This is a genomic window from Silanimonas sp. (assembly GCF_027531545.1).
Lineage (GTDB): Bacteria > Pseudomonadota > Gammaproteobacteria > Xanthomonadales > Xanthomonadaceae > Silanimonas.
This window is the reverse complement of sequence record NZ_JAPZSC010000006.1, coordinates 1-23,736: the sequence shown is the minus strand read 5'-3', so window position 1 is coordinate 23,736 and position 23,736 is coordinate 1. Positions and strand designations below refer to the sequence as shown.

General features: G+C 61.8%; 23 protein-coding genes and 1 pseudogene. 5 read left to right on the top strand and 19 right to left on the bottom strand.

Annotation, left to right across the window (positions count from 1 at the left end; translation table 11 throughout):
- Window positions 1-22: 22 nt before the first annotated feature.
- The 3 genes from O9280_RS04480 to O9280_RS04470 all read right to left on the bottom strand — a co-directional run bounded on the left by O9280_RS04480 (window position 23) and on the right by O9280_RS04470 (window position 2,096).
- Window positions 23-667 carry a response regulator gene (locus O9280_RS04480; protein WP_297866340.1) on the bottom strand — a complete coding sequence of 215 codons (645 nt, stop codon included), beginning with the start codon at window positions 665-667 and terminating at the stop codon, window positions 23-25.
- Between the two features lie 185 nt (window positions 668-852).
- A complete protein-coding gene (locus O9280_RS04475) occupies window positions 853-1,650 on the bottom strand; it encodes a hypothetical protein (protein ID WP_298339333.1) in 798 nt (265 codons plus the stop codon).
- 17 nt (window positions 1,651-1,667) lie between these two features.
- Window positions 1,668-2,096: a hypothetical protein gene (locus O9280_RS04470; protein WP_298339331.1), complete on the bottom strand. Its 429-nt coding sequence runs from the start codon at window positions 2,094-2,096 to the stop codon at window positions 1,668-1,670.
- A 234-nt stretch (window positions 2,097-2,330) separates the two neighbouring features.
- On the opposite strand from O9280_RS04470, the gene O9280_RS04465 reads away from it, so the two are divergent.
- Window positions 2,331-3,530, top strand: coding sequence for a site-specific integrase (locus O9280_RS04465; protein ID WP_298339328.1), 1,200 nt, complete (start codon window positions 2,331-2,333; stop codon window positions 3,528-3,530).
- Window positions 3,531-3,537: 7 nt separating this feature from the next.
- Window positions 3,538-4,692: a hypothetical protein gene (locus O9280_RS04460; RefSeq protein ID WP_298339325.1), complete on the top strand. Its 1,155-nt coding sequence runs from the start codon at window positions 3,538-3,540 to the stop codon at window positions 4,690-4,692.
- 77 nt (window positions 4,693-4,769) lie between these two features.
- Here O9280_RS04460 and O9280_RS04455 read toward each other — a convergent pair whose 3' ends face one another.
- The 7 genes from O9280_RS04455 to O9280_RS04425 all read right to left on the bottom strand — a co-directional run bounded on the left by O9280_RS04455 (window position 4,770) and on the right by O9280_RS04425 (window position 13,498).
- Window positions 4,770-5,474 (bottom strand): MobA/MobL family protein, encoded by a 705-nt coding sequence (locus O9280_RS04455; RefSeq protein WP_298339322.1) that lies wholly within the window; start codon window positions 5,472-5,474, stop codon window positions 4,770-4,772.
- A gap of 231 nt (window positions 5,475-5,705) precedes the next feature.
- A complete protein-coding gene (locus O9280_RS04450; protein WP_298339319.1) occupies window positions 5,706-6,032 on the bottom strand; it encodes a hypothetical protein in 327 nt (108 codons plus the stop codon).
- Between the two features lie 89 nt (window positions 6,033-6,121).
- On the bottom strand, window positions 6,122-9,235 hold the full coding sequence (locus tag O9280_RS04445) for a DEAD/DEAH box helicase family protein (RefSeq protein WP_298339317.1): 3,114 nt from the start codon (window positions 9,233-9,235) through the stop codon (window positions 6,122-6,124).
- Between the two features lie 42 nt (window positions 9,236-9,277).
- On the bottom strand, window positions 9,278-10,036 hold the full coding sequence (locus O9280_RS04440; RefSeq protein ID WP_298339315.1) for an abortive infection system antitoxin AbiGi family protein: 759 nt from the start codon (window positions 10,034-10,036) through the stop codon (window positions 9,278-9,280).
- An 11-nt stretch (window positions 10,037-10,047) separates the two neighbouring features.
- Window positions 10,048-10,404 (bottom strand): hypothetical protein, encoded by a 357-nt coding sequence (locus O9280_RS04435; RefSeq protein ID WP_298339313.1) that lies wholly within the window; start codon window positions 10,402-10,404, stop codon window positions 10,048-10,050.
- Window positions 10,404-11,654, bottom strand: coding sequence for a restriction endonuclease subunit S (locus O9280_RS04430; protein WP_298339311.1), 1,251 nt, complete (start codon window positions 11,652-11,654; stop codon window positions 10,404-10,406). The genes O9280_RS04435 and O9280_RS04430 overlap by 1 nt, the downstream gene beginning before the upstream one ends.
- The gene (locus tag O9280_RS04425) at window positions 11,651-13,498 is read right to left on the bottom strand and encodes a class I SAM-dependent DNA methyltransferase (protein WP_298339308.1); all 1,848 of its coding nucleotides are present in this window, start codon (window positions 13,496-13,498) and stop codon (window positions 11,651-11,653) included. The genes O9280_RS04430 and O9280_RS04425 overlap by 4 nt, the downstream gene beginning before the upstream one ends.
- Window positions 13,499-13,870: 372 nt before the next feature.
- On the opposite strand from O9280_RS04425, the gene O9280_RS04420 reads away from it, so the two are divergent.
- Window positions 13,871-15,043: a nucleotidyltransferase gene (locus O9280_RS04420; protein WP_298339305.1), complete on the top strand. Its 1,173-nt coding sequence runs from the start codon at window positions 13,871-13,873 to the stop codon at window positions 15,041-15,043.
- A gap of 275 nt (window positions 15,044-15,318) precedes the next feature.
- Here the strand turns inward: O9280_RS04420 and O9280_RS04415 are convergent, their stop codons facing one another.
- Complete coding sequence (locus O9280_RS04415) at window positions 15,319-15,480, bottom strand: hypothetical protein (protein ID WP_298339303.1); 162 nt, start codon at window positions 15,478-15,480, stop codon at window positions 15,319-15,321.
- A gap of 335 nt (window positions 15,481-15,815) precedes the next feature.
- On the opposite strand from O9280_RS04415, the gene O9280_RS04410 reads away from it, so the two are divergent.
- The gene (locus tag O9280_RS04410; protein ID WP_298339300.1) at window positions 15,816-16,910 is read left to right on the top strand and encodes an SAVED domain-containing protein; all 1,095 of its coding nucleotides are present in this window, start codon (window positions 15,816-15,818) and stop codon (window positions 16,908-16,910) included.
- A 154-nt stretch (window positions 16,911-17,064) separates the two neighbouring features.
- Here the strand turns inward: O9280_RS04410 and O9280_RS04405 are convergent, their stop codons facing one another.
- The 6 genes from O9280_RS04405 to O9280_RS04380 all read right to left on the bottom strand — a co-directional run bounded on the left by O9280_RS04405 (window position 17,065) and on the right by O9280_RS04380 (window position 21,592).
- Window positions 17,065-17,298 (bottom strand): hypothetical protein, encoded by a 234-nt coding sequence (locus tag O9280_RS04405; RefSeq protein WP_298339297.1) that lies wholly within the window; start codon window positions 17,296-17,298, stop codon window positions 17,065-17,067.
- Window positions 17,295-18,194, bottom strand: coding sequence for a hydrolase or metal-binding protein (locus O9280_RS04400; protein ID WP_298339295.1), 900 nt, complete (start codon window positions 18,192-18,194; stop codon window positions 17,295-17,297). Before O9280_RS04400 ends, O9280_RS04405 begins: the two co-directional genes overlap by 4 nt.
- A complete protein-coding gene (locus tag O9280_RS04395; RefSeq protein WP_298339293.1) occupies window positions 18,191-19,174 on the bottom strand; it encodes a lambda-exonuclease family protein in 984 nt (327 codons plus the stop codon). Before O9280_RS04395 ends, O9280_RS04400 begins: the two co-directional genes overlap by 4 nt.
- 89 nt (window positions 19,175-19,263) lie before the next feature.
- The gene (locus O9280_RS04390; protein ID WP_298339291.1) at window positions 19,264-20,019 is read right to left on the bottom strand and encodes a hypothetical protein; all 756 of its coding nucleotides are present in this window, start codon (window positions 20,017-20,019) and stop codon (window positions 19,264-19,266) included.
- Window positions 20,019-20,231, bottom strand: a complete 213-nt coding sequence (locus tag O9280_RS04385; protein WP_298339288.1) for a hypothetical protein — start codon at window positions 20,229-20,231, stop codon at window positions 20,019-20,021. The genes O9280_RS04390 and O9280_RS04385 overlap by 1 nt, the downstream gene beginning before the upstream one ends.
- Before the next feature lie 68 nt (window positions 20,232-20,299).
- A complete protein-coding gene (locus O9280_RS04380) occupies window positions 20,300-21,592 on the bottom strand; it encodes a DnaJ domain-containing protein (RefSeq protein WP_298340598.1) in 1,293 nt (430 codons plus the stop codon).
- Between the two features lie 166 nt (window positions 21,593-21,758).
- On the opposite strand from O9280_RS04380, the gene O9280_RS04375 reads away from it, so the two are divergent.
- A complete protein-coding gene (locus O9280_RS04375) occupies window positions 21,759-22,196 on the top strand; it encodes a helix-turn-helix transcriptional regulator (protein WP_298339286.1) in 438 nt (145 codons plus the stop codon).
- A gap of 48 nt (window positions 22,197-22,244) precedes the next feature.
- On the opposite strand, the gene O9280_RS04370 is transcribed toward O9280_RS04375, so the two are convergent.
- Window positions 22,245-23,201: a DUF932 domain-containing protein gene (locus O9280_RS04370; RefSeq protein WP_298339284.1), complete on the bottom strand. Its 957-nt coding sequence runs from the start codon at window positions 23,199-23,201 to the stop codon at window positions 22,245-22,247.
- A gap of 357 nt (window positions 23,202-23,558) precedes the next feature.
- Window positions 23,559-23,736 (bottom strand): annotated as a pseudogene (locus tag O9280_RS04365) (hypothetical protein); the annotation flags it as partial.

Below are 23,736 nucleotides of genomic sequence, written 5' to 3'. Positions count from 1 at the left end.
CGGTGGCCGGAGCCAGGACGCCTCAGTTCGGCGAGAGGGTCGCGTCGTGCACGCCGTACTGCGTGGCGAGGCGGGCCAGTGAGACCGTGTCCTTGATCGCCAGCTTGTCGAGCAGGCGGTACTTGTGGGTCGCGACGGTCTTCCCGCTGAGGTGGAGTCGGCGGCCGATCTCTTCGAGCTTGAGGCCCTGGCAGAGCAGCTTCGCCACCTCCATCTCGCGCGGAGAGAGATTCTCGAACGGCGACTCCGCCTGCGCGCCGCCCAGCGCGATGTGCTGCGCCACGTCGCTGGCGAGATAGCGCTTGCCGCGAGCGGCTTCGCGGATGGCGCGCAGCAACTCGTTGGCGTCGCAGCCCTTGCCCACGTAGCCGTGCGCACCGGCAGCCATCAGGCGGCGAGGCATCGGGCCATCCTGCTGGACCGAACAGATCACGACGCGCGTGGGGGTGTCGCCCTTGGCGAGGCGCTCGGTGATCTCGAGGCCACTGACGCCAGGAAGGTGGAGATCGCACAGCACGACGTCGGGCACGAGCTGGCGGATGAGCGGCAGGCCGGACTCGCCGTCCTCGGCTTCGCCGACCACCTGCATGTCGGTCTCGCGCTCGAGGATCAGACGATAGCCCGTGCGCACGAGCGCGTGGTCGTCCAGCAGGAACACCTTGATCATTGTCGACGTTTCCTTGTTCCACGGGGGGATGGGTTGGGGACACGCACAGACTAGGTGCGGGGACCTCGGCACGACAAGGGCGGACGTCGTGACCGGATGTAGGAAAACGCCTCTTCGAGTCACGGGACGACGGTGCGGGATCCGGAACGGCGGCAGAACGGGTTTCCCTGCAGCGCCGGTCCACGCTAGCCCCGGGTGATGGCGTCCGCGGCGTCGATCAGTTCGGCCGGCGATTGCGCCCGCTCCAGCCGGGCGATGGCGGCATCGGCCGGCATCGCGAGGAAGTCCGCGATGCTGCTGTCCCTCTGCAGGATCGCAAGCAGCCGGGCGCGCACGTCCTCGAGCGACATGTCCGGCCCGGGCTGGCCGACGAGGCGCGCCGGCACCTTGCGCCAAGGCAGCAGGCGGTCGAGCAGGGTCACGACGTGAAGCGGGTTGACCTCCACGAGGGTGAAGACCTCGCCCCCGCGGCCCAGACAGACGGCCCCACGATGGTGGCGCATCGCAAGCGCGGTCATCCGCCGTGGGTCGGCGGGTGCGCCGCAGAGAACGGCGAAGGCGTCGGACTGGATCACGAGGAACGACGGGGCACCACCCGCGAGCGAAGAAGCCGACGCCCGTCCGCGATCGACGAGAAGCCACCTCAGGAGGAGCACGCCGACGCCGTTCCCGAGGCCGACGACGGCGGGCACGGCCAGGCCCATCGCGGCCCAGTACAGGGTTTCGGTCACGTACTGGCCGAAACCGTTGCAGGGGCTGGTCTCACCGAGCCAGCCGCCGCACTCGCCGGAGTAGGAAGGCAGCCAAGCGATGACGACCAGCAGGTAGGCGGCGACGAGTGGGCCGGTCAAGGCCAGCACCATCGCGAGCCAGCGTCTCTTGCCCGGGGCCGGTCGCGACATCGCGAACCACATGGACACAGCCGGCGCGAAGACCAGCAGGGCATGAACGACGAGGATCAGGGGAAGAATCAGGGGTTGCATCGTGCCGTACCGCGCCGTCACTCGACCGGAATGCCGCGCTGCCGGAAGACGCGCCCAAGGGCCTCGGCCGATCCGAAGCACTCGCCGGGGAGTCGATAAGGAGGGGCGTCATCGACATCGAGCCAGACGCTGGGTTGGCCTTCCGACCATCGGGTGATTCGGACGCGGCGGATCGTTCCGACATCGATGGCCCGGCGCCATGCGCCCCTGAACAGCGTCAGTCGCCCGCCTTCGAGAAGCAGGCCGCTTCGGCGATCGCGCAGGAAAATCGCGGCGGCCATGAGGGTCGAGACACCCGCCGTCGCGGTGAAGTACCAGGGCGCAGCATGGGCCATCCCGATCGCGGCCATGCCAGCACCCAGGATCGCGGCCACGGCGACGATCGGCCGTCGCCCGCGCTGCTCGAAGCGGTACTCCATGCCTGCCCCCTTGTGATCCGTCGGCACGGCGTGATCGGAAATCCCCGCGGGCCCTCCGTCGCGAAGGCCCCGGGATGGCGGAGAGAGTGTCCGCCTATTTGCTCCACTGCGCCTCCCAAATCCTCACGATTTCCGAGCCCAAATCATTGCTTTTATTAGGCTTGTGAGGAAATGTGATCACAACACCCCACTCACTCACCCAAGCCAACACAAGCGAGGATGGTAGAGTTGATGGTAGAAGTACGGGAGCGAAAGTGACACATGCCGAAGCGAGCGAAGGAGCTGTCTGCACTGGAAGTTGGGCGACTCAAGAGCCCAGGGAGCTACGCCGTGGGAGGGGTCTCCGGCCTGTACCTGTACGTGAACGATGCGGAAGGTCGTTCATGGGTCCTCCGTACGATGATCGCAGGCAAGCGACGCCACCTAGGACTTGGCGGCTACCCGTCCGTAACGCTCGCTCAGGCGCGAGAGAAGGCACGCGCAGCTAGGGACAGCGTCGCCAAAGGCATCGACCCCATCAGGGAGAAGCAAGAGGCCGCGTCAGCCCTTCGCGCACAGGAAGCACATCGCAAAAGCTTCCTCGATACCGCAAACGCCTATATCACCTCACAGGCGCCTGCCTGGAAGAACGCGAAGCACCGGGCCCAGTGGCAAAGCACCCTCCGAACCTACGCTTTCCCAGTCATCGGCCACCTGCCCGTCGGTGACATCACCGAAGTCCACGTAATCAGCGTTCTTGAGCCGATCTGGACCACGAAGAGCGAAACCGCTTCACGGCTTCGAGGACGTATTGAGAGCGTCTTGGATTGGGCGAGGGTCAAGGGATACCGTGAGGGAGAGAACCCCGCTCGCTGGAAAGGTCATCTTGACAAGATCTTTCCGGCGCAAAGCCAAGTTAGGAAGGTTCAACACTTCCGAGCCCTGCCCTCCAATCGCACTGCTGATTTTTTAAGGCGCCTGGACAACCAAGAGGGCGTTGCAGCGCTCGCGCTCAAGTTCCTCATTCTTACCGCTTGTCGCAGCGGAGAGGTCAGGGGCGCTGCTTGGCGTGAGATCGACTTCGAGAACGCCGTTTGGACAGTGCCAGCTGATCGAATGAAAGCGAAACGCGAACACCGGGTGCCACTGAGCACAGCGGCGCTGGACCTACTAAATCGCGTGCGCGGCGAATCCACATCGAACTCCAGCACTCTAGTGTTTAGCAGCCCGAGAGGCGGAATGCTCTCCGACATGAGCCTCACCGCCGTAATGCGACGCCTTGACGTCGACGCCGTCCCTCATGGCTTCCGCTCAACGTTCCGTGACTGGGTCGGCGAGCTTACGCAGTACCCAAGCGACCTGGCGGAGATGGCCCTTGCACATACGCTTGCCAACAAAACGGAGGCGGCATACCGCCGAGGCGACGCACTGGAGAAACGGCGAAGCATGATGGAAGATTGGGCTCGCTTTTGCTTGACATAGAGATCCGATGAACGCATTGACTGACTCGCAGTTCCTGCGACCGCGCAATCTGATTGATGCGGAACGCATTGAAGTGGTCGACGCTATAAACCTGGTGGTCTACGCGAAGCTGCCACTGAAAAGCATACTCAAAGGCTTCGACTTGATTGCGGGCTTCGTTCATGACCCAGTTTCCGGCTCTCGAAATGGAATTCATGAGCATGAAGTTTCGCGCCTACGTCGCGATTTCAACTCCTTCGCAGATCGCCTCCGATTTCCGCTTGCTACTGAGGACTTTGAGCCGCTCTATGACCGCCTGCTAGTCGCTGGTCATGACTGCCTCCCTCACTTCTTTCACGACGAACATCTGCTTGTCGACAAGCGACGGCGCGCAGCTATGCTCCTCGCTGAGTACAACGCATTGCAGGCGGATTTGCGGGCGAAGCACTTCATCATCCAACTGTCCGAAACCGAGCGGGCTTACACACTAACCCTAAGCGCATGGATGTCACGACCGACATTGGCGTCGTATCTGGAAGACCGAGGAGTGTGGCCTTGGTGGAGCAACAAGGCCAACGCCGCTACCCACTCCCGCATTGAACGCATACTCCCAAGTGACGCGATGCTGGCAACGGAGTTCAACGAGCGCGAGGCATACGTGAACTCGCGATCCCTTTCGTACACGTTTGCCGAAATGCTTCTCAGGCGATGCCCCATCGGAAAACGACACTTCGCATCAGCCGCGCTAACGAGTACGAAGAACAAGGACGCAGCTTTCGTCGAGATGAAAACTGAGACTCCAGCAAAGCAAGAAGAAACATCGCGCTTGGTGCAAAGACCAAAACCGGATGAGCAGCTCATCCTCAGCGAAGACAAGGAGACTCGAGCTGCACCAAGCCTTTTCGATGAGTTCGCGCGCGCTAAGACTCTTGCGAAGCAAAGGAACTTTCCACCCGAACGAGAACGCGCCCTTGAGCAATTGGGCCCAGAAGTGGAAGACGGCCCGGACTACATCTCAAAAGAGGACATCGCCAACCTACTCCGCGTGCATACAAACACCGTGGACAACTGGAGAAAGCGCCCGGACTTCCCTAAAGAGGTCAAGCTAGGGCCCACCACGCTGCGCTGGGAGCGCAGAGCGGTAATGGCATGGATAGAGACAAGAGGCCAGCGGGGGGAGTGACCCCCCGCATGTAACACCCCTGATCCTGCGTGTGCCACCACGGCCTTTAGCCGAAACCCGAGGACGTACTCGGCGAACTAGCGAAGAATCTTGCGAACCGCCACGTACGTGGCCTTCTCCTTTTCAGCCATTTGACGCACGCGCATGGGCCCCAAGTGTCGTTCGGCCTTGCGATCCAAACCCTGTTCGGAAAGCTTTCGATGATCCACACGAAGGCTGAAGCCGTGCATCCCAAGATGATGATTGATCGTCTCTGCGACCAGCCTCCGCTTGGCGATCAAGGCGTCACGAACTTCCATTCGCGTGCTGCCGCCGCCGTCTTTCCTCCTTCCGCCCTGGCATGGCTGCTTGCCGTTGTATCGAGCGAAGAAAGTGGTTTCATCCCTCTCAATCCCATCGTCCATGCGATCCGACACCATGAGATGCAAATGCGGATTGGGATGCTGCTCAATCGAAGATGATGGCGCGTGGATCGCTGCCTGGTAAGGCTTTCCTCTCGCCAGCTTGGTGATGATGTCTCTCGCCAAAGTCTTGTTCTGCTCCACAGTCAGCTCGACAGGGAGCGCAACAATCGACTCGCGATAAACAGCTCCATTCTTGCGTTCGTGCGAATCCGCAGCCTTCCAGAACTTCCCCACATCCCCCTCTGCCCACTCCGGCAGATTGCCGCACTGGACATCGACCAGATCCTCTCGCTTGCTGTGAAAGCCCTCGCGCGCGATGTAACGGGCGTGGTCGTACCCGTTCCGACCACTTTTCAGCTCATAGTGAAAACTTGCCATAGCAACCTACCCTTTTTCCTGACCAATGAAAAAGCCAGCGACAAGGCGCTGGCTTCAGTTTGTGTGGAAGTTGAACCGACACGAATTGGCGAGTAGAAACTGTAAGTGCGCGAAGTAAATCCCCCGCCTCTTCCTACGTTTCTACTGAAGAAATCAATCCATCAATCCCCTACTCCACATACAACATCATCGACAGGTAAGAATTTACTCATTGCATGGAAGGATGCTTCGTCAAACACCTTGCCCAGGACGAATCCAACCATGCCTCTCAGCAAGGATTTGCCATTCAGGCTTGCTGGATGCCAACTGATACTGGCAGTACTGTACGAGTCGAGACACCTCGTACGTAGGGTAAAAGGTCAGAGAGGTCGGTATGGACTTCTGCCTCATCTGTCCAAGCTGTTGCTGCTGTTGCTGAAGATGCAAAACAAGCGATGCGATGTAGAAACCGAGCTCTTGGTCTTCCGATGTCGCCCGTATCTTGCCGAGTGAGACCATGTGCGCATTGATCGTCTTTACCTCAGCGACAGTGATAAGCGTCTTCTCGTAACTGTTCATTCGAATCCGGAAAGTTGGGGAAACTGAGCAGTCCAGCGAATTGACTGGGCAACTCGGTTGCTAGCCGACAAGCAGATGGATCGTGCCACTCATTGGCGCGCATCGGAGTGGGAGACCACCCCACTTCTTGAACGAAGCAACTCATACAACTGACCGGGCCCGAGCAGGATGTCCTTCAAGCCGTCCTGGATCTTCTTCGAGGCCAGCGCCTGCTGACTCATGGCGGTGTGCGCCTCAAGCGCGTCCATGAGCGCTTGCATGAGTGCAATGCTGAGGTCGGGACTGTTCGAGAAATGAATCTTCTCGTTGCTTGCCGCCTGGTCGATGAGTGTCTGATTCTCGAGCAGCTTGCCCTTGATCACCCCGTTCACATAGACGAGTTGATCGTTGTCAGTAAGCTGCCCCTCGAAGAGCCCGTTCACCTTCTCGATGATCTCAGCGAGCAGCACGCGGTCCTTGTCCTGCACGGCCCCCGTACCCGGGGCGTCGATCGGGGGGAGCTTTTCAGGATCGCCGTCGCGGAGGTCCAACGCCGCCTTGGCGCCCTTCCGAAGGGTGTGGTGGGTGAGCACGACCTTCGAGAGGTCGACCTCGTCGCGCTCCCGGCCGAAGTCGAGGAGCGGGATCAGGCGCTTGTAGAACATGAAGCGCTTTTCGATGTCGGTGTTGCCGTAGTTGAAGACCTGCGACAGGAACGAGTACAGCCGGCAGTAAGCGCCCATGTCGCCCTTGAACAGCACGAGCGCTTCCAACGTGTCCTTGGCCTTCTTGGCCGCTGACTCCTGCCCTGCTGCCTCTGCCGTCGCCTTATCGACCTGGGCGGCCTTGTAGCGCTTCAACAGACGGTCGGCGACTGGAGCCAGTGCGGCGCTCAGCTCGTACTGCCTCGCCTTCGGATCCATCTCGATCTTGGCGACGCGATCCACTTCGAAAGCGTCGTAGTGGCCGGCCGCGTCCAGCTTGGCCCGGAGGTCGAAGACAAGATTCGGGTCGGTGGTCGCTTCGAGTTCGGCGGTCTCGTAGTAGGTCTTGAACGCCTTCAAGACTTCGGCCGGCTCGTTGACGAAGTCGAGGATGTAGGTCGTGTCCTTGCCCTTGTGCGCCCGATTCAAGCGGGAGAGGGTCTGCACGGCTTGGATGCCGGCCAGCTGTTTGTCGACGTACATGCCGCAGAGCAAGGGCTGGTCGAAGCCGGTCTGGAACTTGTTGGCGACCAAGAGGAGGTGAAAGTCCGGGCGAGCGAAGGCCTCGCGGATGTCGCGTCCGTTGAGCCCGGGATTCAGCAGCTTGCTCGTTTCGGTGACCGGCTCCGGGTAGCTCTCGGGGTCGTTCACTTCAGCCGAGAAGGCCGCCAGCACGCCAAGGTCGTAACCCTTGCTGTCGATGTAAGCCCGGATGGCCTTCTGCCAGCGGACGGCCTCCTTGCGGGAGGCCACCACCACCATGGCTTTCGCCTGCCCTTCGAGCAGCGGCTGGACGTTCTCGCGGTAGTGCTCAACGACGATCTGGACCTTGGAGGCGATGTTCCACGGGTGCAGGCGGACCCACTGCATGATCCCCTTCATCGCCGCGGAGCGCTCGACCTCCTTCTCACTGAACTCTTGGCCCCCATGGGCCAGCTTGAAGGCCAGGTCATAGGGCGTGTAGTACTTCAGCACATCGAGGATGAAGCCCTCTTCGATGGCCTGACGCATGGAGTAGACGTGGAAGGGCTGCGGCAGGCCGTCCGGCCCCGGGCGGCCGAACAGTTCCAGCGTCTTCGCCTTGGGCGTCGCGGTGAAAGCGACATAGGTCAGCCCCTTGGTGCCAACCCGCGCTTCCATCCCTGCCGCCAGCAGGGTCTCGGTGTCGACTTCGCCGCCGTCCTCCAGCTCGGCCATTTCCTCGGCCGAGAGCAGCTGCTTGAGCTTGGCGGCGGCCTGCCCGGTCTGCGAGCTGTGGGCCTCGTCGGCGATGACCGCGAAGCGCTTGCCCTCCGTCGCGGCCAACTCCTGCACCTGCTGCAAGGCAAAGGGGAAGGTCTGGATCGTGCAGACGATGATCTTCTTGCCGTCCTTCAGGGCCTGCGTGAGCTGGGCGCTCTTGCTCCCCGAGTCTGAGCTGATCGTGGCCACCACACCCGCCGTCCGCTCGAAGTCGAAGATCGCCTCCTGCAGCTGGGCGTCCAACACGTTGCGGTCCGACACGACCAGCACGCTGCTGAAGAACTTTTCGTTCTGGGCGTCATGCAGGTCGGCGAGGAAGTGGGCCGTCCATGCGATGGAGTTGGTTTTGCCTGACCCGGCCGAATGCTGGATCAGGTAGCGCTCGCCGGGACCCTTCGCTTGGACGTCGTCCACCAGCTTCCGGGTGGCATCCAGCTGGTGGTAGCGGGGGAAGATGACCGCGCTGACCTTGTTCTTGTCGTCGCGCTTGGCGATCAGATAACGCTGCAGGATCTGTAGCCAACTCTCGCGCTCCCAGACCTCCTCCCAGAGGTAGGCCGTGGCGTAGCCACCCTTCACCGGGGCATTGCCGGCACCGCCGTCGTTGCCGCGATTAAAGGGCAGGAAGCGCGTCTCCGTGCCCGCGAGCCGCGTGGTCATCATGACCTCGCTCTGGCTCACCGCGAAGTGCACCAGGGCGCCGCCCGGGAAGGCCAGCAGCGGCTCGCTCACGCCGCCCTTGGGCTGCGGGTGGCGGTCGAATCGGTATTGGTCGACCGCATCGCCGACGCCCTGGGTGAAATCCGACTTCAGCTCGGCGGTCGCGACCGGAATGCCGTTCAAGAACAGCACGAGGTCCAGCGCATCGTTCGGCTTGTTGGGCGAGTGCCGCACCTGCCGCACCACCCGCAGGCGATTGGCGTTGTACCGCGCCAGCGTCTCTGGGGTTTGCAGCGAAGGTTTCAGGCCCATCAGAGTCAGCGGCGCCTTCAGGCCGACCATCTCCACGCCCCGGCGCAGGACATCCAGCGTGCCGCGTTCATCGAGGCCTTTGCGGATGCGCTCGGCGACTCGCTTGGCGGCTTCGCTGCCGTGGTTCTTGGTGACCAGTGCCCAGGCTTGAGGCTGCGTCTGCTCCAGCCAGGCGATCAGGTCGGGCAGGTACAGCCCGTTGGCGCGATCGAAGCCCTCGCCGTCTTTCTCGGCATAGAGCCAACCCCGAGCGGCCATCGCCGCACAGAGGTCAGACTCGAAGTGGACTTCCTTGTGCAAGCTCATGGTCGGAACCGTGATGTGAGGATAGGAGAATAGCGCGGCTGCTCAGGGTTGGCCTTGAACATCCGGGACACTTGAGTAAGTGATCTCGCCAAGCAAGTAGCGATCACCCACCCTCAACTCGGCAATGATGGCTTTAAGCTCGTCGTGGTAGTCGGGCGGCGCGATGATCTCGCTTAGGCATGACGCCAAAGGCAGGTCGCCGAACTTTCGCCACTCACGCTCCAGGTAGAAGTTCTCGTCGTGATCATCCGGCAGATTGACGTCCCAGAACTTCAGGAAGGCGAGGTATTCCCGCTTGATCAAGCCTGATGCTTCCCACAACGCGTCGTCCACGTCGATGGCGGGAGCGTCAACCACCCTCGAACGTTCGGGTGGTGGTTCAGCCGAAAAGCGCTGCAATCCATCCAGCACGTTTGACACTTCGGCGAGATGCCCCTCCGCCCAGCTTCCGCCTACTGTTCTGAAAACGGGAACATAAATGACAGGGCGCGTGCCCATCTTCACGACCGCGGCGCGACAAACACCCACGCCAAACTGGCCGTATCTGCGCGCATGCACTCCCAAGAGACTACGAGGGATGTCACAGAGACAAGTCACGCTCTGCTCGATCGGTTCGCCGTTCAACAGGCCACGGCTTGGGTCTCGACGTATCCGGATGCCATTGTGCGATCCCCCTACATCGCAGGCCCGAACCGTCATCGACCGCAATATCTTGCACAGAGTGTCGAAGTTCGCACTATCTTCCTTGGGATGCGGGCGCCCCGTGAAGTGGTAGAGCGTTCGACTGGCAAGTTCCTGCATCACTGTCTCACTCAGGTCATGAACCGCGCCAGCAGGCGCGACAGGAACGAGGCGTCCTGCAACTGGCCGTGACTCAGGGCCTCCTGCCGCCAATACTTCCACGCTGAAAGTCCGGCGCCGAGCAACAAGCAGGCGGTGCCAATCAGGAACGCCCGGTGCCACTGGCGGCCGAGCACCTGATCCAGCACAGGGCGGAGGATGCCGGCGTCCGCATCCGCGAGCAGATGGAGGACGATTAGCGGATACACAACGCCAAACAGCAGAAAAGCGAATACCCCGATGGCGAGCGGCTTCCACCAAGGGCCACGGCGCGACGACGCGGCGACATCACTTACAGGCGATGAGGAGCGGCGGTAGCGGCGGGCCATCAGGCGGCCTCTCGCACGTCGATCTTGCCGGTGACTGCAGCGGCAATTAGGGCCGACCGGCGCTCCCTCAAAAGGCCGAGACCCCGAATCACTTCGGCCGAAAGCTCATCGAACACAGTCAGCTCTCGGTCGAGCCAGTTGATTATCTGTCGCTGCTCAATCACTGGCGGCAGCGGCACAAGCAGCTGCTTCACGTTCCCGCAATTCAGATGCGGATGCAACGCACCGGTCTGAATAGACAGCAGACTTTGGACGCCAAAATGCGAGTTGAGAACCCAGGAAAGCCAAGCACCTTCGAGCGACTCTCGAACGGGCGAAACAATGATCAGCGCATGACAATTACAACCCGAGAATTCCTCAGTAACTACGGCTGACTGTCCGATGTCGCCGGTTTGGACAATCAAGACGTCACCCGCTTCAAGAATGGACTTGCTGTGCTTCTGACTCCATTCGTCACCAACAAAGTAGGGAACATCAAACCGAATTCGGTTCCCCTTGATGTGAAGAGACTGTAGGTATCGAACACCGTCCTCGACTAGTACATCCCTTGTCGGGCCGACGTACCCATTGGTGATCTTCGTACTCACCGAAGAAATCGACCTAATGCCCCAATGCGCCGGAACGTCTCCCAGCCATGCCACACCCGAATCCTTCATCGGCGCATCGGGATTGAGCCCCTTGGTCACCGCATGTGAGATGACGGCTTGGCGCTTCTCGGCGAGCCGCTCAAGCAAACGCTCCTGCTCGGTGATGAGGGCGTCGATCTTGGCGGTTTCGCGGTCAAGGAATGCGGCGATGGCGGACTGCTCGTCATACGCTGGGCATGCGACAGCGTGTGCATTCAACGCCGCCTTGGTCATGCTGGGCAAGGCCGTATTCGTTGAGTAGTAGCCGAAAGGAATCGTGGTCGCTGAGTAGTACGCGAACTTCGCTGAAACCCCAGGATTCACCTTCGACCAATACATCGTGTCAACGGTCCAGAAGGGCCCATTGACGTAGATCGGGCGATCGATCGTTCCCTTTCGGCCAAGCAAAACCGATTCGCCATCAAACATAGCCATCGAGGCAAATGCGAACGCTCCACCGGAACCGATGACCGGGACGCCATCATCGGTTTCGATGGCCTTGTGGTCTGCGCCGTTCTGGAGATCGAGAAGCCGCTTAAGGGGCCCGATCTCCCAATGCGATGGCACATTGCCGATCCATTCGACGCCGCTGTCCTTGTAGGCGGGGTACTTCGGCAACCTCATTCCGCCAACTCCCCGAGCATCCGCAGGATGTTGGCCGACACGGCCTTCAGCTCAGCATCGATCTCCTCCAGCGGGCGCGGCGGCTCGAACACGTAGAAGTGCCGATTGAACGGAATCTCGTAGCCGACCTTGCTCTTGCTTTCGTCGATCCATGCGTCCGGCGCATGCGGCAGCACCTCGCGCTCGAAGTAGGCGCGGATGTCCTCGCCCAGCGGAACGTTCTCGGTGTCACGCAGGTTGCTGTCGGGCTGCGGCTGACCCTTCTGCTTGCCCTTCTCGAGCACCACCACCTTGCCCGTCTCATCGCGCAGCGGGCGCTCGACGGTGATCGTGGTGTAGCCGAAGGCCTCGTTGCGGAAATGACGGGCCAGCGGCGCGCGCTTGGTCTTACCGCCCTCGGGCGCGGCCGGCTCGGCGGCATCCCGCGCCACCACCTCGCGCCCCACCTCTTTGCCTGCAGCATCCAAAAGGGTGACGAGGTCGGCCTCGGCGAACTCGCCGAACAGGCGCGTCACCGTGGCGATGTGTTCGTCGTTCATCTCCTTGCGCTTGCTGCCCAGGCTCTTGCGCATCTTCTGCCAGAAGTGCGAGCCGTCGATCAGCTGTAGCCAGCCCCTGCGGGCGGCGGGCTTCTTGTTTGAGACAATCCAGACGTAGGTGGCGATGCCCGTGTTGTAGAACATGTCGGTCGGCAGGGCGATGATTGCCTCGACCAGATCGTTCTCCAGCAGGTAGCGGCGGATCTCGCTCTCGCCGCTTCCCGCGCCCCCCGTGAACAGCGGCGAACCGTTCAGCACGATGCCGAAGCGGCTGCCGCCCTTGCCGTCCACCACGGGCGCCATCTTGGCCACGAGGTGGAGCAGGAACAGCATCGACCCGTCCGACACCCGCGGCAGGCCGGGGCCGAAGCGGCCATCGAAGCCCTTCTGCTCGTGCTCCTGCCGGACGACTTTCTCGACTTTCTTCCACTCCACGCCGAACGGCGGGTTGGCCAGCATGTAGTCGAAGGTCTTCTTCGGGAAGCCGTCTTCGCTGAGGGTGTTGCCAGCGATCATGTTCTCCACGGCCTGGCCGCGAATCAGCATGTCGGCCTTGCAGATGGCGTAGGACTCGTCGTTGAGTTCCTGGCCGAACAGCGTCAAGCGCGCCGCGGGGTTGTGCTCAGCCAAGTGCTCGGCGGCCACAGAGAGCATGCCGCCGGTACCCGCTGTCGGGTCGTAGATGGTGCGCACCACGGCGTTGCCGGGCGCCAGCACGTCGTCGTCCTCGATAAAGACGAGGTTGACCATCAGCTTGATGACTTCACGCGGGGTGAAGTGTTCACCCGCCGTCTCGTTGGAGAGTTCGGCGAAGCGCCGGATCAGCTCCTCGAAGACATGGCCCATCTGGGCGTTGTCGACCTTGTCCGGGTGGAGGTCGATGTTTGTCGTGAATTTCTCAGTGACCAAATAAAGCAGATTGGCCTTGGCCAATCGCTCGATCTGGCTGGCGAAGTCGTAGCGTTCGAAGATGTCCCGCGCCGCCGGCGAGTAGCCCTGCAGGTAGCTGTAGAGGTTCTGCTTGATGTGGTCCTGGTCGCCCAGCAGCTTGGCCAGGTCCAGCGCCGAGGTGTTGTAGAAGCTTTGGCCTGCCGCCCGTAGCAGGAAGGGGTCGGGGTTCACCCCAAGCTTGGTCTTGGCCTCCAGCTCGGCCAGCACCTTGGCCTTGGTGGGCGCCAGAACGCAGTCCAGGCGGCGGAGGACCGTGAAGGGCAGGATGACCTTGCCGTATTCGTGGGGCTTGTAGTCACCCCGGAGCAGGTCGGCAACCGACCAGATGAAGGCGGAAAGGTTGGTTTGGTTCATGCCGGGAGAGTCCGTTCGGGCAGGGGCCGAGAATCTCCGCATTTTGTCTCATTCAGGGCGCTTCTCGGAGGGGTTCGGCACCTTTTCGCCCTCCGCAGGGAATTGCGCACGGCCGACGCTCCGAAGCCGTGCCGCGAGGCGCCTAGCAATAGCGCGCGGTACCAGCAGCGAGGAAGCCCTGTCTCAAGGATTGAGACTGGCGAGGTCGATGATGCCCCTTGCGAAAACGCGCCTTGGCCCACAGGTACGGGCGAAGAGCATTCGATGCTGAGGCAATGACGCACGAACCACCTGACATTCGGTAGCGATGCGACTGACGCGGACGTCGCTGACCACGCATTCAAGGCCGCGGACCTGAAGCATGAGGACACGATGAGCAACTCGAAACGGACATCACGGCTTGAAGCGCTGCTGACAGATATTGACCTGCCTGATGGCGCATACGAACGTGCAGAGCGTCGATATGTTGACCTGTCGAGCTGGATGTCACGACCCGAGTCAATCCTCTCGAAGTTTGATGTGCACATCTTCGTGCAGGGCTCGTTTGCCCTCGGTACGGCCATAAGGCCGGTGAACCCAAAGGAGGAATACGACCTCGATTTCAGCTGCAAGCTGCGTACGGGTGTTTCTCGAAACTCATGCTCGCAGTCTGAACTCAAGGGAATGGTACGAGTCGAGCTTGAGGCTTACCGAAACGCGCGAGGAATCCATAGCCCGCTCGAATCGAAGCACCGCTGCTGGCGGCTGAGTTACCAAGATGCGCTCGCCTTTCACATGGACGTCGTACCGGCACTCCGTGCGGACGATCAGTACCGGGCGATCCTTGCAGAGAGAATGAGCAACGCAGGGCTGGACCGATCGTTGGCGAATGAGATCGCTCAACGAGCGATCTGGATTACTGATGATCAGCATCCTGAGTTTGAGAAGAGAACCCTCAACTGGCCATCCAGCAACCCAGGTGGCTACCAGCGTTGGTTCCTTTCCCGAATAGAGGCAGGCGGGCCCCGTGCACTGTTGGAGCGGGCGCAAGTCGATGCCGTCCCAGTGTTCCGCGCGCTCCAGCCCCTTCAGCAGGTCGTTCAGCTTCTCAAGAGGCATCGGGACGTCATGTTTGCTGATGCGCCTGACTTGAAGCCTGCGTCGATCTTGATCACGACCATCGCTGGACAGGCTTGCTTCGCGGGAGAGTCACTCGAAATGACGCTCGACCGGACGCTGCAGCGACTGGAACAGCTTCGAGCGAATCGAGTCACGCAGATCTTGAACCCGATCAATGCAAACGAGAACTTTGCCGATCGGTGGACCGGGTCGAACTGCCCGCTCAGGCACAACTTCTTCAACTGGATTGATGCAGCGAGACGAGATTTCTCGGCTTGGAAGTCCGTTGACGTACCGCAGCAGCTCATGGAGATCGCAAACGATGCTTTTTCGGTTTCCCTACAACCGGACGACGCAAGAGCGCTAGCGGGTGGTTCAAGCACAAGCCCGGCTCCCCGCGCCGTATCGATTCAATCCGCCCCCGCTCCGTGGCGCGCTCGGGGCTAATGCACTTCACGGAATCGGACATCGCCGCCCTCTTGACTGCCTTCCCGGGCTTTCGGCGACGTCCCACTAGTCAATGCAAGGTGGCCGTACTTGCTGGCCGCCTTCGCTTCGAAGCCTCGGCGCCCGGCAAACCGACCATTGCAGACGAGTATCGGATTCGAGTTGAGTTCTCGCTCGATCCAACGATCGCGTTGCCAAAGGTGTTTGAGGACGACAAGCGAATACCGGCTGTTGCGGAGAACCACGTAAATCCCTCCGGCGACCTCTGTCTGGGATCACCGCTCAAGGTGATGCAGGTCCTCGGGCCAAAACCGACGCTCATCGACTTCGTCGAGAAGTGCGTCGTCCCATTCCTTTACGCCGCCTCTTGGCGAGAACGAGGCCTGCCAGGGCTCCCTTTCGACGAACTTGCGCACGGTGCGCAGGGCCTTGTGCATGACTACGAGCGCCTTTTCTCTGTCGTCGGGGCATCCAAGGTTGCGACAACGCTTCAGCTGCTCGGAAAACGCAAGCGTGTTGCAAACAAGCGGCCCTGCCCCTGTAGCTGCGGGCGGCGCCTCGCGAGATGCACAATGCATGTGCGGCTCGCCCCTTTCCGAGAACTGGCGCCAAGGCCGTTCTACGTGGAACAGGCCAAGAACGTTCTAGACTGGATTCGGAATACCGCGCCGCCGCGCCCATCCGTACCGACCGTCGACTTGCAGCCGCTCGACAAGCGCGAGCGATCACGCGCAAATACCAAAGGCAGTCCACCCCTGATCTCGAGGCTGAAATGAGCTGGAACTCAAGTTCAAAGAGATGGATTTCGACGCTCTTCAAGTGGGTTACCCGTCGTCGACACCCGAGTCGCACGCTGATTTTGGGGGGCGTGCCGATCATTGCAGCTGCCGTAGGCGGCGGATGGAGATTTGGGATCAGCGGGTCTTTGGGACCCTTTGGGTTTCTCGGGTCCTTCTCCACGAGCGAAGGGCTACCGTTCTACTGGTTGGTTATTGCGTTTCTGGTCGGCTTGGCACTGGCATTTTCTGGCGCCTACATGTCGATCAGTGACTGGTGTGCAACCAGAGCCGCGTCCGAGCGACGTGCCGTTTTGGCCTTGGAGCTTCGAGGGCTTGTGGATACGTCTGACAAGCCACTGCTTGGGTCTGTTCCTCGAGACCTGATTGGCCAGCGAATTGACGGAGTTGTCGACGTCCGAGAGCTGGCCGTGTCTGGATCAATTGAGCACGCGCTCGCGAAGGTTCTGAGAATTCCAGAACAGCTTCGTAGCCTTCGCGGCTCTCGCAAACCTGAGGACGTTAGCCTGGTCGCTGCGGGCGTCCTCCAAGTTCCTCTTCTCTTTATCGCTGGGGTGCTCATCGACGATGAGGGCGCGATCACACCAATGGATTGGGATCGAACGAGCAGCAAATGGAGACGACTGGATGAGCCAGATGATGGCGAACGCTTTAGCCTAGCGGGGATCGAGCAATTGCATCCCGAAACGTCGCACGTTGTGCTTTCGGTTTCTGCGTCCTATCTCACCAACGCAACAGCCATCAAGAAGACGTTTGGCGACACACCGGTAGTCTCGTTGTCGCTGCCCAACCCGCTTCCCGAAACACTCTGGTCCGACGCGAAGCAGAGCGCATTGGCCTCGCAATTCGTTTCGACTATCGCAAGCCTTGGCAATAGCGGTGTCGAGCAGATCTCGTTGATTCTCGCAGCGCCGAGCAGCTTGGCGATTCGTCTTGGGCGCTCTTACGATCGTCGCAACATGCCCAAGATTGCGTGCTATCAGTACGATCGCACAGCATCACCAGCGTATCCATGGGCGGTGCAAATCGGTCCAACAGACACACAGCTTGTAAAGACAACAAGCCGCTAGGGCAAAAAAAATTAACGCTCAGACCAATGAGGAGCCCGGAGGCTCCCCATTGGTCGTGACCGGTTCTTCTTGTCGATGTCGAACCATCGCATAGGCAGGCAGACAGCCAACGCTACACGCGTAAGCGTTTACGTCATTCCCCATGCCGTGCGCCTCACCGGTGCTGACTCGCGCGCAACGGACCCTCGCCCGTGCGGTAGATGTTTAGCAAGTAATCCTCCCGATGACACATCACCGACTCCGCCTGCAATCGGCTCAGGCCTTGCTTCTGGAAGTACTCCGCCAGCTCAGCATTCGTGCTGTTCTCGTCGTTCGAGAGCACATCCTCGACGCACTCGACCGCCTTGGCGTCCAAGCCGTAGCGGTAACGTCTGACCTCACTGGTCATGCCTGAACCTGCCGCTGCAACTGGCCCTCAAGGCGCCCGCGAAGGCCCGTCGCCGGAACAGGGATCGGCCCTTCGGTGCCCCCGAGAGACTCCGCCGGGAAGAACTCCTCGGCGATGGCCGGCACGTCCTCTGCCAGATCCTCGAACGCGCCGTTGGCGAAGCCCTGCCGAGCAGCCTCATCCAAGGCGGCCTGATCCAGCCCGGCCGCCCGCCTCGCCTCCTCTCGCTCCTGCGCCACTTTGATGGCCGCTTCCAGCGTCATGCCGGAGCGCACCACCAGATCGACATAGAAGATCGCCGAGCGGTGGCTCATCGTGGTCGACTTGCCGCGCAGCTTCAGCTCCAGCGGCATGCAGGACAAGCGGTTGCCGGAGACGGCACTGAAGTACTGCAGCCGGGCGGCCAGCGTCCGGATGGTGTTGAACGAGGTGGTCCGCAGCACGAAGGTGCCGAGGGCATCGTCTTCACCGTCCCCGACCAGCACATTCAGCCGGGCGTAGGCCTTGCAGTCGCCCATGGCGAAGGCGCAGGCGTCCGGCCCGGGGCACGGTAGGCGCTCGACACCGCCCTCCCCCATCCGTCGGCACGTCTCGCCGTTGCCAACGCAGCGCGGCCGGCCGCTGGTGCGGTCGAACAGCGAGTAGTCGGCGCGCAGGTTGAGGTCGGGATCGTTGAAGACCATCCGCACCGGGATCGAACGCAACTTCTGGCCGTCCGTAGCCTTCCGCAGCTGCTCGTCTAACGGATGCAGCGCCCAGCCGTCCCGGTTCTGCACTTGGGTGGTGAGAGTGAACTGGTCGTCTTTCTCGGGAAGCCGCTTGCCGTTGCGCTCCACAACGCGGCCGATGGAAATCCGCCCGATGACGGGTGGGGTGATGGCAAGACCCTTGATCACTGGGGGTTCTCCTTGGGGGTGGTGACGAGACGGAACCGACGGGCACCCGGCTTGCTCTCCCGGTAGGAGGCGACAAGCGCCGGGTGATCGACTTCGAGTTTCTTGACGTTGAGAACGAGGCTGTCCTTCGCCCGCTTGAAGTGCGCTTCACCGAGAGGGCCAAAGGCCGCAACCGACGCCTCACCCATGGCCTGCTGGATGGCCTGACGGTGGCGCTCCGCTTCCCGCTCGCGCTCGTCCAGCTCCGCGCCAAGGGCCAGCAGGCGACCAAAGGCCGATAGGAGCCCCTCCTGCTCGCCCAGGTCGATGACGCTGTCCGAGCCCCGATACAGCTCCCGGAGCGCCTTGGCGGACGATGCAGAGCCATCTGCCGCGGGCGGCGTGCCTGACGTGACCAGTTCCCAGAACCGGGCTTCCAGAATCACCAGCCGGGAGATGACCTCGTCGTCCCGCTCGATCCGGTGGATCTGCAGCTCCTGACCACACAGCAGGACCGCGACATCCGCCGCGCCCTGCCCCGTGACCGCCAGTTGATGCTGCACCTGGATCTGGATGTGCTCCGGCACCCCGGCACGCCACTTCCGGGAGCCATGCTCGCCGGCCGTTTTGCACTCGAGGATCCGGACCTCATCCGTCCCGACCACTTCCCGGTCGAGGTTGGCCAACATGAAGGGGAAGGTCGGGTGCTGGAGCACCGCATTGACCCGCCGCACGCGTCGACCAGTCGCCTTGGCGTAGGCGTCTGCCAGCAGGGGCTCGAGGACCGTGCCCCAGTAAGTGGGCGAGTCCACGTCATCGTTCAACGGGCTTACCGGCACAGAGCCGGTCTTCTGCGCCCACAGCTCCAACGGGCTCCGGTACGGGCACAAGCCGACCGCCGAGGCGGCGTCCGAGCTGCCGATGCCTCCATTTCGCACCGCAAGCCATTGCTCTCGATCCAGAGATCGAGTGTCCACAAGCCGTATCGCTCGATTTTTCATGATCACGCTCTCCAAAAGAAAAGGGCCGCCCCTTCGGACGGCCCTTTCGGACGACTGCCGCGCTCGCCGGCGGGCAACGATTGGTTGAACTACTGCACTTGCCTCAAAGCACCGCCCGACAGCTCGAAGCGCGTGCGTTCCTCCACAGACGGACAGCAATCGGGGTCGTTCGGGCCGAGGCTCAGCGTCGTAAGAACCACAGCGCCTTGTTCGATGGCCATTCGGCCCACCGCAGCACCACCCTGACTACCAACCACGGTCGACCCTGCGAAGCGCAGGTTCCCGTCGTCTTGGCGAACAAAGACCGCCAGGTTCTGGGTGGCGGTGTTGGTGGATGCCACCTCGATGGTGAACACGACCGCTGCATCGTCCCGACCGTCGGCGTTGACATCGCCTGAAGCCGCTAGCCGCGCGTCGCGATACTCACCTCCAGAAACGGCACTCGCCGTGATCTGGATCGCCTGGTCGATAAGCGATTGATCCGATGCCGATGCCCCCGGACCGGCGTCTGCCGATCCATTGATAGCCGGGCTCGACGAAAGCGCCCCCTCTTCTGTGGCTGATTCGATGGAGCCCGAGAGATCGATGCCTCGGCACTGCGCGGCAGTAAGCGCCCCTTGGTTCATGAAGTCAGGAGGCATGACGCCTTTCGTTTGCATGGCCTCCATGGCGTCGAATCCGTAGTGCGCCTCGAGCTTGTCGTACATGCACTCGCAGATTTCCTCCGTGGCACCACCATCCCTGCATCCAGCGACGAACTCGCTTTGCACGCCGCTCCCACATCCGGCGAGCAGCGCGGAAGCGGCAACCACTGCTGTCATTGCGCCGAGAGCACGCGTCTTCATCAGGGCTTCCTCATCGACAGAAGAACGATCACGCCAATCACGATGACGATCGTGAGCAACTCACCGATCCCCGGGATGATCTGCGCCGGCCAAACAATCGACCGGCCAAGCTTGTACATGAAGCTCTTGTGGGCATAGGGACCCCACAACGTGCCGTAGAGCGCAAATAGCAGCCCGATGGCGACGTACGCACCGATGAACTTGTTCCGCATGTCTCACTCCTTGTTGAACGCACGAATAGGGACGCCCGCAAGGCGGGCGTTCGTGGGATTGCGATGAATCAGTCCGACTCCGCGAGGAAAGCGATGAGCTTGGGTATCCAGGCGGTGGCGAGGTCTTGGAAGCGCTGGACCAGCCCATCGGCGTCGGAGGGGTGAAGACCAAAGCTGGTCAGCGTGTGCTCAAGCACCTGACGCCTCGGAAGACGGAGGTCGGCCGGGCCCTCACCGTCGCGGTGAAAGAACGCCAAGGCCATCGTGAGGATGTCGTCCTCTTTTCCTGCAACAGGACGCCCGAACAGGTGACGGAAATGCCAGAGGTAGGCGTGCTTGTAGGCCTCGCTCACCTCGTGGAAGCCGGTGAAGTCCTTCCCTAGCGCCTTTCGAAATGCGTCAGGCAGCTGCGACAGGCTGAAGTAGTGGAGTGCCAAGAAGAGCGGCAACATCCCCTCCGCGACTTCCGCGTCAACCGGCCCTTGGGCACGCCGAGGCAACGACTTCGCCTTGCGAGCCAATGTCGACGAGAAGGCAAGCAGGCTCTGCATCTGCTGGTCGATCAGCAGGTCGATCACCAGGGTGCTTTCACCAAGCCGATTCCGCATTTCCGTCAAGGCACGTCGATGAAGGCGATGCAGCGACTCCAAGTCGTCCGCCGAATTCGCCTCAGGACTCGCCTTGCTCTCCCCCGAGGCGCCTTGGGATTCCTTCAGCGCGGATCTAATTCGATTGGCGAGAAGGTCCATCGCGGCCTCTTCAACGAAGGCGCCTTCGAAGAACTTGGCGCCATTGACCGTCAGCCGATTTGAGGCGCCGTTCTCCAAGCTCCGGACGCCGTCCAAACGGATGTAGCGGGCGTCCTCGAACTTCTGGCGTGCGTACAAGCCATCCTTGGTCACCAGCATCCCTTCGCGCGCTCCGCCGAACAGCGTGTCGTCGACGAGGACCAGCACATCCTCAAGCGCGACAGCGGGGGCGTACGACGCCTTGGCACCGTCGAACTTTGCTCTCGGAATGTTCGGCTTGGCGTAGACCTTGTCGTGAAACCAAGTCCATGCCGGCTTCAGCAGTGCCGAAGCGAAGTCCAGCGCTGGGGGACTTGCCAGCTCTGCCGGTTCAGAGGCCTTCGGGCGTTGGCGAGTCCATCGCTGATCGCACTGTGCGCGAAGCTCAGGCGTGGTCAGGATGCGGTAAGCCGCATTGACCTCCTTCATCTTCTCCGTCGCCCATTCCTGGGTCTCGGCATCGGACTCGGCGTATCGGTCGGGGTGGTACTGGCTACGTCGGCCCTTGAAGGCCAACTCGATCTCGTCACTCCCGGCGCTGGGGCGAACGCCCAGCACCTCGTAGGGGTTCACGTCCAACGCTCTTTCTCCTTCATTTCGCTAACGCTCCCGAGACCCGCCCTGCCGGACGGCGGGGTACTCCCACTGGCCGTCGATACCCTCTATTCTCAGGATAGAGTCTGCCAGACCGATAGGGGTGCCGCCATGATTCGGGCTTGTTCCATGCCGACCTTTGCTGGTGCCCGAAACCTCCGCCCGCGCTCTCTTTGCTGCGCGCCTTGCTCAGGCGAGGCAGTTGCGTGGGCTGAGCCAGCGGGCGCTGGGGGACCGCATGGGGCTGGGTAAAGACAAAGGCTCGTCGCGCATCAACCGCTACGAGCACCAGGTCACGGCCATCGGCTTCGACAACCTCGACAAGCTGGCCGAGGTACTGGACGTCCCCATCGCCTACCTTGTCGCCGAGAACCCGGCCATGGCCGATGGGATCCTTGAGCTGTCGCGCGCCAACGCGGCTGAGCAGGAGCGGCTGGTCCGTGCCCTTCGAGCCCTCTTGGCCTCACCGCCGCTTGCCGAAGCGATTGCACGGGTTGCTGCAGCGCCCGATGAGGAGCGCTCACGGCTCGCCGAGGCCCTGTCCGGGCTCCTTGCCCCACCCGCGAAGAAGCGAGGCAAGTGAGGCGCCTGCGTCAGCAAGCGCCTCACTCTCGCCACCGCCCACGCCCGCCTAGTTCACGGCAGCCATCACCTCGTCCCAAGCACGCTGCTTGAGCTGCGCCCCCTGCCCGAACCACGCGGCTTCGCGACGGTGGTCCTCGCTGCGCGCCCGGCGATGGTGGTCGACGTACTCGGTGACGCTGTTGAGAACGCCCCACGCCGTCCCGCGGCTGGACGCGAGCATCGCCCCCCTACCCCCGCCTGCATACAGCGCACGGACGCTGGCAAGCGCCTGCTCGTTCACCACGTCGTCCCGGCTCTCGGTGACCGAGTAAGTCAGGACACGGCGGAGCAGGTCGTCGACGGCATCCGGCGCGAGCTGCACCTCGCAGAGCGCCTTCATGCGGGCCACGAAACCGTCCCACGCCGACACGGTAATCCCGAGCTGACGCTTCACGGCATCAGGATCGAACTGGCTGCGGTGCGGCACCTTGATGGCCCCACTGCTGTTGCCCAGAGCGATCGACAGGGTGTTGTTGCAGACAACGCGCACCGACGTGAACTGGGCGGTCGTTGCCAGCGTCCCGTCGCAGGCCGTGGCGAGTAGCAGGTAGCCATCGACGCGATCCCGCCCCTTGAGCGTCACGCTCTGCCCGGTGCGCGCCAACGCCCAGAACTTCTTCCCCTCACGGAGCACGCCGGCCGTCTCCAGCTCGAAGCCGTTGCCGGCCGTCAGGTCTCGGTAGAACTCGAGGATCTCGCCCGGCTGGACCACCTTGAAGCGCTTGCTCACCACCGCGAGCGGCGCCTTGGTGTCCGAGCGATAGAGCACCTTCTGTTCTGGGAAGGCATTGATGACGCCCACGTTGTTGTTGCCCGTGATGTAGCGAACCTCGGACTCCTCGATCGCCCAGTCCATGCCCGACTGGCGACGCCACTCTTCGATGGATTGCCCGGCAGCGAGCCGGTTACCGATGCCGTGCCAGGGCTTCTCCCCGGCGTAGGCCATGGTCTGTACCAGATGCATTGTTTCTCTCCTGAGTTTCTGGACGGCATAAACGAAGAGGCCCGGGACAATGCCCGGGCCTCTTCGCTGTGCCGCATGGTTGGATGAACTAGTCCCTTAGGATGGGACCGCACTGCGCACACTTCACGATGCCGACGATGACCGCCGTCGCCACGACGAGTACGCAGTAGATCGCTTCGAGCTTGCTGGATGGCACGTGGATGCCTCCGCTAAGCGCACTGACTCCGTAGTGCAAAGCCGGGAAGCGGAGCCCCCGCTTCAAGTGGGTAATACGTGGCTGAAATTCTTTGAAATCCGCCCTGAGAAAGAAGAAACACGCCTCGCGAAGTCTGCTATTGGCATGTTCGGACACTCATTTTATCTAGCCGGCTGAATCACGATCACTGCCATCCCCGCCAAGGCAAGGCTCACGCCCGCCACATCCCAAAGGGACGGCCTGATGCCGTCCACCATCCACAGCCAGGCAATGGCGAGGCCGATGTAGACGCCACCGTAGGCCGCGTAGACGCGCCCCGACGCCGCTTCATGGAAGGTC

Bases quoted from the DNA above. Each gene is read 5' to 3' on its own strand.
- O9280_RS04385 (WP_298339288.1), bottom strand. From the start codon at position 20,231: ATGCGGAACAAGTTCATCGGTGCGTACGTCGCCATCGGGCTGCTATTT.
- O9280_RS04390 (WP_298339291.1), bottom strand. From the start codon at position 20,019: ATGAAGACGCGTGCTCTCGGCGCAATGACAGCAGTGGTTGCCGCTTCC.
- O9280_RS04480 (WP_297866340.1), bottom strand. From the start codon at position 667: ATGATCAAGGTGTTCCTGCTGGACGACCACGCGCTCGTGCGCACGGGC.
- O9280_RS04450 (WP_298339319.1), bottom strand. From the start codon at position 6,032: ATGAACAGTTACGAGAAGACGCTTATCACTGTCGCTGAGGTAAAGACG.
- O9280_RS04415 (WP_298339303.1), bottom strand. From the start codon at position 15,480: ATGCACAAGGCCCTGCGCACCGTGCGCAAGTTCGTCGAAAGGGAGCCC.
- O9280_RS04435 (WP_298339313.1), bottom strand. From the start codon at position 10,404: ATGGCCCGCCGCTACCGCCGCTCCTCATCGCCTGTAAGTGATGTCGCC.
- O9280_RS04425 (WP_298339308.1), bottom strand. From the start codon at position 13,498: ATGAACCAAACCAACCTTTCCGCCTTCATCTGGTCGGTTGCCGACCTG.
- O9280_RS04440 (WP_298339315.1), bottom strand. From the start codon at position 10,036: ATGCAGGAACTTGCCAGTCGAACGCTCTACCACTTCACGGGGCGCCCG.
- O9280_RS04445 (WP_298339317.1), bottom strand. From the start codon at position 9,235: ATGAGCTTGCACAAGGAAGTCCACTTCGAGTCTGACCTCTGTGCGGCG.
- O9280_RS04460 (WP_298339325.1), top strand. From the start codon at position 3,538: ATGAACGCATTGACTGACTCGCAGTTCCTGCGACCGCGCAATCTGATT.
- O9280_RS04465 (WP_298339328.1), top strand. From the start codon at position 2,331: ATGCCGAAGCGAGCGAAGGAGCTGTCTGCACTGGAAGTTGGGCGACTC.
- O9280_RS04395 (WP_298339293.1), bottom strand. From the start codon at position 19,174: ATGAAAAATCGAGCGATACGGCTTGTGGACACTCGATCTCTGGATCGA.
- O9280_RS04420 (WP_298339305.1), top strand. From the start codon at position 13,871: ATGAGCAACTCGAAACGGACATCACGGCTTGAAGCGCTGCTGACAGAT.
- O9280_RS04405 (WP_298339297.1), bottom strand. From the start codon at position 17,298: ATGACCAGTGAGGTCAGACGTTACCGCTACGGCTTGGACGCCAAGGCG.
- O9280_RS04370 (WP_298339284.1), bottom strand. From the start codon at position 23,201: ATGCATCTGGTACAGACCATGGCCTACGCCGGGGAGAAGCCCTGGCAC.
- O9280_RS04475 (WP_298339333.1), bottom strand. From the start codon at position 1,650: ATGCAACCCCTGATTCTTCCCCTGATCCTCGTCGTTCATGCCCTGCTG.
- O9280_RS04430 (WP_298339311.1), bottom strand. From the start codon at position 11,654: ATGAGGTTGCCGAAGTACCCCGCCTACAAGGACAGCGGCGTCGAATGG.
- O9280_RS04410 (WP_298339300.1), top strand. From the start codon at position 15,816: ATGAGCTGGAACTCAAGTTCAAAGAGATGGATTTCGACGCTCTTCAAG.
- O9280_RS04455 (WP_298339322.1), bottom strand. From the start codon at position 5,474: ATGGCAAGTTTTCACTATGAGCTGAAAAGTGGTCGGAACGGGTACGAC.